The organism is Pannonibacter sp. Q-1 (genome assembly GCF_054073275.1).
This window is the reverse complement of record NZ_JBSXNB010000005.1, coordinates 387,564-400,645: the sequence shown is the minus strand read 5'-3', so window position 1 is coordinate 400,645 and position 13,082 is coordinate 387,564. Positions and strand designations below refer to the sequence as shown.

Sequence of the window (13,082 nt, the reverse complement as noted above, 5' to 3'; positions counted from 1 at the left end):
GTTACTCTGGTGCGGCGTTTCAGCCCCCCTCCCCCTCGTGGGGAGGGGTTAGGGGTGGGGGGAAAGCCTTTCCGGCTGGCCGGGTGTCCATTGATTTCAGACAGCTGCTCCTCGTGAGGCCTTTTCAGGTATCTATCTGTCTTTCATATAGTTTTCGGCTCAGCCCCCCCTCACCCCTCCCCACCAGGGGGAGGGGGGCGGCAGGCGTCCCCCTGAAAAGCAAACGTCTCATTGCGGGCAGTTTCCAGACCTGATGTGTGAATCTGGTAGCCCTCGTGGTGGAGGAGGAAGGGCCCCTTTACCAAAGGTAATGCAGATGCCCCTTGCAGGCATCTGCATCATATCAGGATCAGGAGCCGAAGCCCTGCATCTGGGTGTGGTCCATCTGCGGCATCATGTTGGTGTTGAGGTTGTACATCACCCACAGGGAGCCAGCGAGCATGATCACCACAACGATGACGGTGAAGATCATCGACAGCATGGTCCAGCCCTCGTCCGAGCGGCTGTTCATGTGCAGGAAATAGACCATGTGCACGAGGATCTGCACGACGGCGAAACCGATCACGATCACCGCCGTCACCGCGCGGCTTTCGAAACCGCCGGTCATGACGATGGCGAAAGGGATCGCCGTCAGGATCACCGACAGAATGAAGCCGATCAGATAGGACTTGTAGCTGCCGTGATCATGGCCGGTATTGTCATGGCCATGACCGCCGCGATGGCTGTGGGGCTCGATGGAATGTGCGGACATCAGATCATCCCCAGAAGATAGACGAAGGTGAAGACACCGATCCAGATCACGTCGAGGAAGTGCCAGAACATGCTGAGGCATTCCATGCGCCGGGTGTTGGCCGGAATGAGACCCTTGCGGTTCACCTGAACCATCAGCGTCACCAGCCAGATGGATCCGAAGGCAACGTGCAGGCCGTGGGTGCCGACCAGCGCGAAGAAGGCCGACAGGAAGGCAGACCGCTGCGGCCCGGCCCCCAGCTCGATCAGATGGTGGAACTCGTAAAGTTCCAGCGCCAGGAAGGCCAGACCAAGAGCCAGGGTCACCATCAGCCAGATCTGCATGCGGGCCTGGCGGCCCTCATACATCGCCAGCATGGCAAAGCCGAAGGTGAGCGACGACACGAGCAGGAAGCCCGTGTTGATCGCGATCAGGGTCAGGTCGAACAGGGCCTTGGGGCCGGGACCGGCCGCATAGCTCTGCCCCAGCACGCCGAAACAGGCGAAGAGGACTGCGAACATCAGGCAGTCGCTCATCAGGTAGATCCAGAAGCCGAGCTTGGTCGACGCGCCTTCCGGATGATGATGCGGCTCGGTTTCCCAGTAGGTTGCGGCAGCGCCTGCCGAATGGGCCGTGGTGCTCATCGGATTCAGGCTCCAATCTTCGCAAGTTCGAGATCACGGGCACCTTCCACCCGCTCGACCTCATCGACCGGCACGTAATAGTCGCGGTCATAGTTGAACGTATGGGCAATCGCCACGGCGATCAGCGCCAGGAAGGACAGGGCCGCCAGCCACCAGATGTACCAGACGAGGGCAAAGCCGCAGAGCGTGGCAAGACCCGAGAGGATGACACCCGTGCCGGTGTAACGCGGCATGTGGATCGGCATGTAGGCTGCCTTCGGGCGCGTGTGTCCGGCCTGCTTCATGTCGTGCCAGGCGTCCATGTCATGCACCACCGGGGTGAAGGCGAAGTTGTAGGCCGGCGGGGGCGAAGAGGTTGCCCATTCCAGCGTACGGCCATCCCAGGGGTCGCCCGACAGGTCCATGTTTTCCTTCCGCTTCCAGATGGAAACGGCGATCTGGACAAAGAAGGCAGCGATACCGGCGGCAATCAGCGCAGCACCCGCGGCGGCGAGGATGAACCAGATCTGCAGGTCCGGATCATCGAACACCCGCATGCGGCGCGTCACGCCCATCAGGCCGAGGATGTAGAGCGGCATGAAGGCCAGCCAGAAGCCGACAACCCAGCACCAGAACGACACCTTGCCCCAGAACACATTCAGCTTGAAGCCGAAGGCCTTGGGCCACCAGTAGGCGATGGCGGCAAAGCAGCCGAACAGCACGCCGCCGATGATGACGTTATGGAAATGCGCCACCAGGAACAGCGAGTTGTGCAGCACGAAGTCGGCCGGGGGAACGGCCAGCAGAACGCCCGTCATGCCGCCGACCGTGAAGGTCAGCATGAAGGCGACGGTCCACATCATCGGCAGTTCGAAGCGCACCCGGCCCTTGTACATGGTGAAGAGCCAGTTGAAGATCTTCGCGCCTGTCGGCACGGAAATGATCATCGTGGTGATGCCGAAGAAGGCATTCACCGAAGCGCCCGAGCCCATGGTGAAGAAGTGGTGCAGCCAGACGAGGTAGCTGAGAACCGTGATACAGACCGTGGCATAGACCATGGAGCTGTAGCCGAACAGCCGCTTGCCGGAGAAGGTGGACGTGACTTCCGAGAAGACGCCAAACAGCGGCAGGATGAGGATGTACACTTCCGGGTGACCCCAGATCCAGATGAGGTTGATGTACATCATGGCGTTGCCGCCAAGATCATTGGTGAAGAAGTTCGTGCCGATGTAACGGTCAAGCGTCAGCAGGATCAGCGTCATCGTCAGCACCGGGAAGGAAGCGACGATGAGCACGTTGGTGCAGAGCGAGGTCCAGGTGAACACGGGCATGCGCATCAGGGTCATGCCGGGGGCGCGCATCTTGATGATGGTCACCAGCAGGTTGATGCCCGATAGCGTTGTTCCCACACCCGCGACCTGCAGGCCCCAGATGTAGTAATCGACACCCACCCATGGACTGTAGCCGATGCCCGACAGCGGCGGAAAGGCCAGCCAGCCGGTCTGCGCGAATTCACCCACGAAGAGCGAGGCCATGACCAGCACGGCGCCGCCGACCGTCATCCAGAACGAGAAGTTGTTCAGGAAGGGGAAGGACACATCGCGCGCGCCGATCTGCAGCGGCACCACATAGTTCATCAGGCCCGTGACGAAAGGCATCGCCACGAAGAAGATCATGATGACGCCATGGGCCGTGAAGATCTGGTCGTAGTGGTGGGCGTTGAGATAGCCCTCCGAGCCGTTGAAGGCCCAGACTTGCTGGATGCGCATCATGATGGCGTCGGCAAAGCCGCGCACCAGCATGATCAGCGCGAGGATGATGTACATGATGCCGATCTTCTTGTGATCGACGGTCGTGAACCATTCCTTCCAGAGATAGCCCCAGAGGCGGAAGTAGGTCAGGCCGGCAAGAAGCGCGATGCCGCCCACCGCCACAACGGCGAAGGTTGCCCAGACGATGGGGTCCTGGGGGATTGCACTCCAGTTGAGGCGCCCCAGAAGAAATGTGGTCGAGTGATCTATCGTGGCCATGCCCGGATCCTGTCAGAGCTGGGGCGCAGAGCCGGAGAACGGCAGTGCGTAAGTGATGGAACGGTCGTCGCGCTGACCGAAGAGGGAGGCAGGCTGCGAGAGCCCGTGGCCGCGCAGCGGGCCGGAGATGACGGGGCGTGCATCTGCCCAGGCCGGCTTCACCGACAGCATCTGCTGCAGTTCTTCGGTGGAGCAGAAGCCAACCACCTGGAACGGCGCCCAGCCCAGCACCGGCGAGCGGGTGCCGCGGCGGTCGTACTTGTCATAGATGAGCGAAGACATGTTGACGGTGCCGGCAAGACCGGTGCCGCCCTGTGCATCCAGCGCCATCATCTCGGCCATGCAGATCTTGCCGTTTTCGACGCACATGTTGACGATGCGCGGGAAAAGCTCCGGATCGACGCTGGCGAAGGTGGCCGGTGCCACGTTCTCGCTGGGGCGTTCCAGCTCCAGATAGGACGGGCGGTCAAGCGTCTGATCGCCTGCACGTGCGGCCTCGACCCAGGCCTCGAATCCGGCAGCATCGCTGGCCAGAGCCTTGAAGCGCATGCCGGAGAAGCCGGCACCGGAATAGTGCGAGGCGAGACCCTGATAGGTGCCCTCTTCGTTGAAGACGCCGTGCAGCGTCGTCTGCATGCCCGGCATCGCATAGATCATGCCGGCCATGGCGGGAATGTAGAAGGCATTCATCACCGAGGAGGAGGTGAGCGTGAACTGGATCGGCCGGTCCACCGGCGCCGCCAGCTCGTTCACCGAAGCCACCCCATATTGGGGGTAGATGAAGAGCCACTTCCAGTCGAGCGCCACCACCTGCACCTGCAGCGGCTCCACGTCCGGGCTCACCGGCTGGCCCTTGGCGATGCGGTCCAGCGGGCGGTAGGGATCAAGAAGATGGGTGCCAACCCAGGTGATCGCGCCCAGCGAGACAATGATCAGCAGCGGGATGGCCCAGATGACCAGTTCCAGCTTGGTGGAATGCGACCATTCCGGCTCGTAGGCCGCCTTCCTGTTCGCAGAACGGAAGTGCCAGGCGAACCAGCAGGTCAGCAGCATCACCGGAATGATGATGATCAGCATCAAGAGCGTGGAGATGACCAGCAGGTCGCGCTGCTGCGCTGCAACATCACCGGATGGTGCAAGGACCTCGGCCTTGCATGCGGACAGCAGCAGAAAGGCGCCGCACGCAGCGAGTATTCTCGGGAGGCGAAGCTTCGACATGGTTTACCCTGACAGTTTGCCACACCCGTCAGCCGCCTCCCCCCGAACGCAAACTGACGCGATTTGATCTTGCGCAATGCACCTAGAGCGATTTTGTGCGTGCGCACATACGACAATTTGTCACCTGTAAAAAAATTTCGCACTGCGGCATTGAGCCCTAAATACGTATTTACCGGTGCAGCAACAGGCCGCAGGCTTGCAGCCGCACTCCGTCAGTCCTCATGAAAGTGGCCGGATCCGATGGCGAACACAGCCGATATCTCATCCACGAATTCCTCTTCGAGCGGGCGCGGCACGTCGGAGCATGATGTCTCCCCGTCCGATATCGCGGTCGGCGTGATCATCGGGCGCACGTCGGAGTTCTTCGACTTCTTCGTTTTCGCCATCGCCTCGGTCATCGTGTTTCCGGCACGGATTTTCCCGTTCGTTGATCCGCTGACCGGCACGCTCTGGTCTTTCGCCCTCGTGGCGCTTGCCTTCGTCGCCCGTCCGCTGGGCACGGCGATGTTCATGGCGCTCGACCGGCGCCATGGCCGTGTTACCAAGCTGACGGTGGCGCTCTTCCTGCTCGGCACCTCCACGGTGGCCATGGGCCTCGTGCCGTCCTACGAGACCGCAGGCTGGTGGGCCGTCGGCATGCTGGTGCTGCTGCGCTTCGGCCAGGGCCTGGCTCTGGGCGGCACGTGGGACGGTCTTGCGCCGCTGCTAGCCATTACCGCCTCGAAGAGCAGCCGTGGCTTTTACGCCATGATCCCGCAGCTTGGGGCCGTCGCCGGCCTTGCGGTTGCGGCAGTCATGTTTGCCTATCTGGTGATGACGCTGTCTTCCGCCGACTTCCTCGACTGGGGCTGGCGCTATCCGTTCTTCGTGGCCTTTGCCATCAACGTGGTGGCGCTGTTTGCCCGCCTGCGCATTGTCGATACGCCGGAGTTCACCGAGCTGTTCAAGTCGAACGAGCTGACGCCGACGCGGCTTTCCACCACCCTGTCGCAGGATGGGCGCACGATGCTGGTCGGCATTTTCGTGCCTCTGGCCAGCTTTGCCATGTTCCACATGGTCACAGTTTTCCCGCTGTCGTGGATCTTCCTCTACACCGATGAAACCCTTGGCTCATTCCTGCTGATCGAGGCTGCCGGAGCCGGGCTTGGCATCCTCGCCATGCTGTTCTCCGGCTGGCTGTCCGACCGTATCGGCCGCCAGAAGATCCTCGTCTGGGGTGCCTGGGCCATTGCTGCCTTTGCCCTCAGCGCGCCGCTGCTGCTGAATGGCGGGTCGGCCGGTGTTACGGCCTATCTGATGATCGGCTTCCTGATCCTCGGCTTCAACCTGGCCCAGTCCTCCGGCGCCGTGGCATCGCTGTTCGACCAGCGCAACCGCTACACCGGATCGGCCTATGTTTCGGCCCTGTCGTGGATGTTCGGCGCAGGCTTTGCGCCGCTCTGCGCGCTGCTGCTCTCCACCTGGTTCGGCCTCTTTGCCGCAGGGCTCTATCTGCTCTCGGGTGCTGTCTGCACGCTGCTGTCGCTGGCCGTGGCCCGGCAGATCGCCCTGCAGCCGCGCGAAGGCTGAGCGGCGAACCATTGAAACAGAAGGCCGCCGGTTCTGACAGGAACCGGCGGCCTTTTGCATGTCCGGGAGGGATCAGACGCGGGCGATCAGATGGGCATATGAGCCCGAAACCATTCCGCACCGCAGCCCCATTGCAGGAAGTTCATCGCCGAGCGCATCACGGGCGGTAAACAGCCGCTCAGCCTCGCCCTCATGGATGATGCTGGCGTAGTGGAATTCGTGCCCGGCGAGCGCCGCGCCTTTTTCCACTCCCGCAAAGGGCAGGCCGCCCAGCGCGGTCAGCCGCCGGTAGCCCAGATGCAGTTTGCGCGCGGCAAAGCTGGTGACGAGCGGCAGAAAACCCAGCATCGCATGCCTCTCGCCGCCTGCATCGATCAGCCCCTCACCCAGCACCATGTAGCCGCCGCATTCGCCGTAAACCGCAGCGCCGCGTTCCGCCGCCTGCTGCATCCCGGCCTTGAAGCGGGAGGCTGCCGCAAGCCGGCCTGCATGAAGCTCCGGATAGCCGCCCGGCAGATAGACCGCATCGGCCCCTGCGTCCGGCGCCTCGTCCGCAAGGGGCGAGAAGGGCAGGATTTCAGCCCCCGCCGCCTGCCAGCCCCTCAGAAGGTGCGGATAGGCAAAGGCAAAGGCAACGTCACTGGCAACGGCAATGCGCTGCCCTGGAGGCGGCAGCAGAATGGGCCAGCCGGACGGCACACCCTCAGCTACCGCAAGCGGACGGGCAAGCGCGGCCAGCGCTGCAAGATCAACGGAGCGGGAAGCCGCATCCGCTGCTCCTTCAAGAAACTGCGTCAGATCCTCCCGCTCGGAGGCCTGCACCAGCCCCAGATGCCGTTCGGCCAGAACCAGCGCCCCGCTGCGCGGCACCTCGCCCAGCACCGGCAGGCCAAGCGGGGCGAGCGCCGCCCGGAGCATGGCGCCATGGCGGCCAGAGCCCACCTTGTTGAGGATAACGCCCGCCACCTCCACATCGGCACGGTGATCGCGGAAGCCGCGCACGACGGCCGCCACGGACTGCGCCTGACGGCCGCAATCGATCACCAGCACCACCGGCACACCCAGCGCCGCCGCCACATCGGCGGCACTGCTGGAACCATCGGAAGCGCCATCGAAAAGGCCCATGGCCGCCTCGATCAGCAGCAGATCGGCCCCCTGCCCGGCTTGCGCTGCAAGCTGGCGCAGCACGGGCGGCGGCATGGAGAAGGGGTCGAGATTGACGGAAACCGCGCCTGCGGCTGCCTCATGGAACTTCGGATCGATGTAATCCGGCCCGCATTTGGCCCCGCGCACGGCAAGGCCGTTGCGCCGCAGGGCGGCGAGCAGGGCAAGGGTCAGCACCGTCTTGCCCGAGCCGGAGGACGGCGCGGCCAGCATGAGTGCAGGCGGAAGAGGCGGGCTCATACGCCGTTGCCCGCAGCCTGCTGCGGATCGCCGGACAGGCCCAGCGGATCGGACACGAGCACCCGCCCCGCCATGGCGCCAATCCAGTCGAGCCCGTCACGCAGGCGCACCACCTTGCCGACACAGACGATGGCGGGCGGCTCCAGCCCGGCAGCCTCTGCATCCTGCGCGCAGCGGCCCAGCGCTGTCACCAGAACCTTCTGGTCCGGCTGCGACGCATTGCACACGATAGCCACAGGCTCATCCACAGGCCGTCCACAGGTTATCAGCGCCTGCGAAATCTCCGGAAGATGCTTCATCGCCATATACATGATGATCACCGGCGAGCCTTCGGCGATGCCCTTCCAGTTGATCGCCTCCGGTGCAAGACCTGTCTGGTCGTGCCCGGTCAAGAAGGTGACCGCCTGATTGGTGTCGCGGTGCGTGGCGGGAATGCCCGCATAGGCCAGACCGCCGATGCCGGCGGTGATGCCGGGAATGATGCGGAAGGGCACATGCGCGCCGGCAAGGCCCAGCGCCTCCTCCCCGCCCCGGCCGAAGACGAAGGGATCGCCGCCCTTCAGCCGCAGCACCCGCATGCCCTCACGCGCCAATTCAATCAGCCGCAGGGTGATGTCGCGCTGCTTCGGGCTCGGCTTGCCGCCGCGTTTGCCGGCATATTCCAGCAAGGCGCCGGGCCGGGCGAAATCGAGGATGCTGGTATCGACCAGCGCATCATAGACCACCGCGTCCGCCTGCTGCAGTCCGTTGAGGGCGTGAAGCGTCAGGAGCCCCGGATCGCCGGGGCCGGCACCCGCCAGCCACACCCAGCCGGGTTCGAAAACCGGAAGGGCAAGCGGCAGCGCAAGGGATGTGGCAGAACGTGTCATGCCCCCGTTCTACCCGCCTTGCCGCCAGCGGCCAAGCCGGATGCACCGGCCTCCGCCGAATGTCTGATGCAGCGGCCACAGATGGCCGTGCGGAGGACCTTGCGCTCTCGTGCGAACCGGAGCGGGCGTTACAGCAGGGGCATGGCCCGGCCACCCGGCCGGTCACGGCGGGCTTCGGCGCGCAGCCGCAAGACAGCAGAAAGGAAACGGTAGATGCCGACCGTGTAGCGCTTGCCCAGGCGGCGCGGCTCCTGCATCAGGCGGAAAAGCCACTCGAGACCCGCAGCCTGAAGAAAGCGCGGCGCCCGCACCACTTCCCCGGACAGGAAATCGAACAGAGCTCCAACACCGATGCAGATGGTCGGATTAAGCTTGTCCCGGTTCTCGACAATGAAGCGTTCCTGCGCCGGATTTCCCATGCCGACGAGCAGCAGGTCCACATTGGCGGCGTTGATCCGCGCAATGACCGCATCCCTGTCTTCGCGCGTAAAGTAGCCGTCATGGAAACCTGCGACGTGATGCTGCGGGTAATGCGCAGCAATATACTCTGCCGCTCCTGCCACCGAACTCGGTTTTGCCCCCAGCAGATAGATCCGCAAGGGCAGCCCAATGTTCTCCAGAATCGCGGGCACAAGGTCGGTGCCGTTCAGATTTGCCGGAAACGCCTTGCCCGTGATGGCACGCGCAGCAATGTCTACGCCGATCCCGTCATTGAACAGCGTCATGCGGGATAAGGTCTCCGCATATTCCGGATGATCAAGAGCCTGCAGGACCGTGTGCGCGTTGCAGATGGCGACATCCATCTTGATCCGCAACAACTGGGATGTGCGCAGCATATCAATGGCCTGCGCGCGTGATAATCTATTGATACCAAGCGGACCAATTTGCGCGACCCCAGCCCCCAAAGGCATCCCCAAGGTCAATTCAGGCATCAACATCCCCAGCGCCCCACATCAACAGAGTTTTGCATGAGGGAAACTGGCTAAAACAACTCAACAACGCCTTAACTCCCAAGACAAAGGCATTTTATAGATTACCGGCCGTCAACGCCACCCCAAGAATTCTTACATTCTCGTCATGGTTTCATTTACCATGATGCCCCGGTCCGTTTGCAAACGCTAGGGTAGCCTCAATCCGGGATAGCACCGCATTTTCCAAATGTTAATCATATCTCTTCATCTTTCCTAACATTACGGCACGGGCATGCCCGCCGCCCCGGTCAGCTCCAGAGGTTTGCCGCCCATCGCCTCGCCAACGGTTTTCAGTCATGGTTGAAGTTTCTGACATTCCGGCAATTCTCGCGCGCCGCCTGCGGTGGATCATTGTTGTTCCCGCGCTGCTGACCGGCTTGGCTGTGCTTTTCGCGCTGACGCGCGCTCCGGCCTACACGGCGTCGGCAGAACTTCTCGTGGAACCGCCGAGCCTGCAGATCCTTGGGCGGGAGTTCTCCGGCCGCGAAGGTGCATCACCTCTCGAGGGTTTCGACGTGGACAGCCAGGCCTTCGTGCTGATGTCCACCCCGGTTCTTGACCGGGTGGTGTCCTCGCTTGAGCTGGAAAATGATCCGGCCTTCTCCGGCAAGGGGTTGCGGCAGACCTTGCTGCCTTTCCTGTTTTCCGCGCCCGATCCGGCCGGACGGCGGATGGCGGTGATCGAGGCGCTGCGCAAGCGGCTGCAGGTGCAGCGGATCGAGAAGACCTTCATCTTCCAGATCGCCGCGACACATCCCAACCGGGACCGGGCCGCCGATATCGCCAATGCCACAGCTGCGGCCTATCTGGCGGAAGCCGCCAAGGCCCGCTCGGAAGGCTTCCAGCGCACCAGCCAGTCGCTGAAGACGCAGGCCGACCAGCTGCAGGCGCAGGTGCAGCAGGCCGAGGCTGCGGTGGAAAAATACCGCGCCGACAATGGCCTGATCTCCACCACGCAGGGCGGCCTTGTGGTGGACCAGCAGCTGCAGGATCTCAACACCCAGCTGACCCAGGCACGGGTGGACCTGGAAAAGGCCAAGAACACCTTCGAGCTGATCCGCCGCCTGAGCCCCTCCGACATTGAGGCCGGAGCCATTCCGGTGGATGTGGCCAACACGGTGCTGAGCTCGCTGCGGGTGCAATATGCGAACCTTGCCGAGCAGGAGGCCCGCGCGTCCACAACACTGGGCGCCAATCATCCGCAGATGCGTGAGATCGCGGCGCAGATGCAGAACACCCGCCGCCAGATCTCGGATGAGCTGTCCCGCGTCCAGCGCAACATCCGCAGCGACTTCGAGCGGGCGCAGGCCAATCTCAACGGGCTTGAGGCCCGGATCGACCAGCTGAAATCCGCCAATTCCACCCAGAGCCGGGCGCAGATCGAATTGCGGCAGCTGGAGGCGGAGGCCGACACACGCCGGGGCGTCTATCAGCTCTTCATGAAGCGCGCGCAGGAACTGGCCGAACAGCAGAACGTGACGGCCACCAATTCCCGCATCCTCTCCGCTGCCCAGCCGCCGCTTTCGGCCAACGGGCCGTCTTCCGTGCTCATCATCGCCGCTGCAGCCATCTTTGGGCTTGTGCTGTCCGCAGGCGGGGCTGTCGGCGCCGAGATCGTCAGCGGGCGGCTCAACTCCGAGCGGGACCTCGTGGACTGGACCGGCGCTCCTGTCCTCACAAACCTGCCGGTTCTGGCAGCCGCCCCCGCACGCAAGCTTCTGGGCAAAAATAGCGGCAGCAAGCCGCTTGCCTTGCGCAACGAGGCGCAGATGGGCATGACCCGTGTCGCCTATGCCCTGCGCTATGCCCTGTCGGAAGAGCTTCCCGCCAATATTCTCATCCTGCGCACCTCCGACATGCTGGACACCCGCCCCGTCGCCCGGGGCATCGCCGAGGCGCTGCACGAGATGAACGAGGATGTGCTGCTGGCCCAGGCGCTGCCGCAGTCAGAACAAGGCACGCCGGAAGACCGGCCCAAGCCGCGCAAGGGCGATCTGGCCAGGACAACCGGTGACGCGCCGGAACGCAATGCCGCCCTGTCGCGCTATCTCAGCGTCGAACGGGTCAATGAACGGCGAAAATATGCCGGGCCCGCCTCGCTGATGGACGAAGGCCAGGATTTCCTGCTGATCGACTGCGGCCCGTCCGAGAGCAATCCGATCCTGCCGGTGCTTCTGAAGAACTGCGATGCCATCGTGCTGGTGAGCCAGCTGGGCGCCACGCGGATGGCGGACCTCGACCGGGTGCTCGCCTATATCCAACCCTGGCAGGACCGGGTGATCGGCAATGTCGTCCTTGAAGCGGCCTGAGGGAACGGCCCACACCCGTTTCCGCCTGCCCCCGGCCGGCGCAAGGGCGCTCCCCGCACGTCCGCAGGAGCGCAGCCCCGCCTGGCTGATGGCCGTCTATGCGGTCATCTTCGGCACGCTCGTCTTCAACCTCGGTCTTGCCTTCCTCAACACCCGGGTGATGGGCATCTCGCAGAACCATGTGGTGCTGAGCGAGCTGCTGCTGACCGCCTGCGCCCTGCTGCTGGCCATGACACGCCGGGCAAACCTCTATGTGGTCATCGGCGTCTACCTGGCCTACATGCTGATGATCATGGCCCTGCGCGGGGTCATTGATCCCAAATCGGTGCGCGATGCGCTGGTGCCGGTGATTTTCTATTTCATCGGCCGCCAGATCCATGACATCCGGCAGGTGGACCGGCTGGTGCTCTGGTCGGCCCTGCTCGTCATCGCCGTGGGCCTGATCGAGTATCTGTTCCTCGACCTGTTTCTCCAGAACATCAACATCTTCGACTATTACGTCGCCCGTGGAACCATCACGGCAGACAGCAACTTCCTCGGTGAGGACAGTCCCCTGTTCCACAGCGGCGTGCGGCTGGGCGGGCGCAATTTCTTTGCCTTTCTTGGCACCCACCGTGTTTCGTCGGTGTTCCTGGAACCGGTGTCGATGGGCAACTTCGGTGCCTTTCTCGTCATGTGGGCGGTGTTCCGGCAGGACATGCAGGGCCGTCTGCTGCTGTTTGCACTGGCCTTTGCGGTGATCATCCTGGGCGATGCCCGCTTCGGCATGTTCGTGTCGCTGAGCTTCTTCCTCATTGCCCCGCTCAACCGCATCACCCCGCGCGCCGTGCTGGTGGCAGCGCCCATCCTGATCGTGCTGCTGCTCATCATTTATGCCGCTGCCAGCAACAGGCTCGGCTGGGACGACACGCTGACAGGCCGCTGGCTCTACTCTGGCCAATTGCTGATGAAGCTGGACTGGAAGGGCATTCTCGGCATTTCCACCATGGAGACCTATCTGTCCGACAGCGGCTATGCCTTTGCCCTGTTCCAGACGGGGGCCATCGGCCTTCTGGGCCTTTGGGTGCTCTATGTCTACGCCCCGGCCGAATCGGATGCGGGCTGGCGCTTCAAGGTGCTGATGGTCGCCTACATCTGCCTGCTGATGATCGTGTCCTACTCGCTTTCGACCATCAAGACCGGCGGCCTGCTCTGGCTCTGCGCCGGGGCCGCCGATGCCTGGAACGGCAAGCACCCTGCCGGAGCCAGCCGCCTTGCCATGCCCGCCCTGTTCCGCCGCCGCACGCGGCCTCAGCCCGCCGTCACCAGCCGCTGGAAACTTCCGCCAGGTTTTGAAAAGGGCCGCAGGGCCTGAGCGGC

10 protein-coding genes are annotated in these 13,082 nt (G+C 63.4%); 3 read left to right on the top strand and 7 right to left on the bottom strand.

Features of this window, described 5'->3' with window-relative positions; translation table 11 throughout:
* Window positions 1–349: 349 nt before the first annotated feature.
* The 4 genes from ACVNHC_RS16760 to cyoA are packed head-to-tail and all read right to left on the bottom strand — an operon-like array spanning window position 350 to window position 4,601.
* Entirely contained in the window at window positions 350–751 is a 402-nt protein-coding gene (locus ACVNHC_RS16760; RefSeq protein ID WP_457168164.1) for a cytochrome o ubiquinol oxidase subunit IV, read from the bottom strand.
* Window positions 751–1,374, bottom strand: a complete 624-nt coding sequence (cyoC, locus tag ACVNHC_RS16755; RefSeq protein ID WP_457168162.1) for a cytochrome o ubiquinol oxidase subunit III — start codon at window positions 1,372–1,374, stop codon at window positions 751–753. The genes ACVNHC_RS16760 and cyoC overlap by 1 nt, the downstream gene beginning before the upstream one ends.
* Window positions 1,375–1,379: 5 nt before the next feature.
* Window positions 1,380–3,383, bottom strand: a complete 2,004-nt coding sequence (cyoB, locus tag ACVNHC_RS16750) for a cytochrome o ubiquinol oxidase subunit I (RefSeq protein ID WP_050474374.1) — start codon at window positions 3,381–3,383, stop codon at window positions 1,380–1,382.
* Window positions 3,384–3,395: 12 nt separating this feature from the next.
* Window positions 3,396–4,601 (bottom strand): ubiquinol oxidase subunit II, encoded by a 1,206-nt coding sequence (gene cyoA / locus ACVNHC_RS16745; RefSeq protein ID WP_050474373.1) that lies wholly within the window; start codon window positions 4,599–4,601, stop codon window positions 3,396–3,398.
* Between the two features lie 240 nt (window positions 4,602–4,841).
* Between cyoA and ACVNHC_RS16740 the strand changes: the two genes are divergently transcribed.
* Window positions 4,842–6,170: an MFS transporter gene (locus ACVNHC_RS16740; RefSeq protein WP_122519146.1), complete on the top strand. Its 1,329-nt coding sequence runs from the start codon at window positions 4,842–4,844 to the stop codon at window positions 6,168–6,170.
* 72 nt (window positions 6,171–6,242) lie between these two features.
* Here ACVNHC_RS16740 and ACVNHC_RS16735 read toward each other — a convergent pair whose 3' ends face one another.
* The 3 genes from ACVNHC_RS16735 to ACVNHC_RS16725 form a co-directional block, all read right to left on the bottom strand.
* Window positions 6,243–7,574: a cobyrinate a,c-diamide synthase gene (locus ACVNHC_RS16735; RefSeq protein ID WP_457168159.1), complete on the bottom strand. Its 1,332-nt coding sequence runs from the start codon at window positions 7,572–7,574 to the stop codon at window positions 6,243–6,245.
* Window positions 7,571–8,443 carry a uroporphyrinogen-III C-methyltransferase gene (gene cobA, locus ACVNHC_RS16730; protein ID WP_457168157.1) on the bottom strand — a complete coding sequence of 291 codons (873 nt, stop codon included), beginning with the start codon at window positions 8,441–8,443 and terminating at the stop codon, window positions 7,571–7,573. Before cobA ends, ACVNHC_RS16735 begins: the two co-directional genes overlap by 4 nt.
* A gap of 128 nt (window positions 8,444–8,571) precedes the next feature.
* Window positions 8,572–9,375: a WecB/TagA/CpsF family glycosyltransferase gene (locus ACVNHC_RS16725; protein WP_208999528.1), complete on the bottom strand. Its 804-nt coding sequence runs from the start codon at window positions 9,373–9,375 to the stop codon at window positions 8,572–8,574.
* A 335-nt stretch (window positions 9,376–9,710) separates the two neighbouring features.
* Here ACVNHC_RS16725 and ACVNHC_RS16720 point away from each other — a divergent pair, with 335 nt between their 5' ends.
* Window positions 9,711–11,723, top strand: a complete 2,013-nt coding sequence (locus ACVNHC_RS16720) for a GumC family protein (protein ID WP_457168154.1) — start codon at window positions 9,711–9,713, stop codon at window positions 11,721–11,723.
* Window positions 11,701–13,077 carry a UDP-phosphate alpha N-acetylglucosaminyltransferase gene (locus tag ACVNHC_RS16715; RefSeq protein WP_374629172.1) on the top strand — a complete coding sequence of 459 codons (1,377 nt, stop codon included), beginning with the start codon at window positions 11,701–11,703 and terminating at the stop codon, window positions 13,075–13,077. The genes ACVNHC_RS16720 and ACVNHC_RS16715 overlap by 23 nt, the downstream gene beginning before the upstream one ends.
* The last annotated feature ends 5 nt before the right edge of the window (window positions 13,078–13,082 follow it).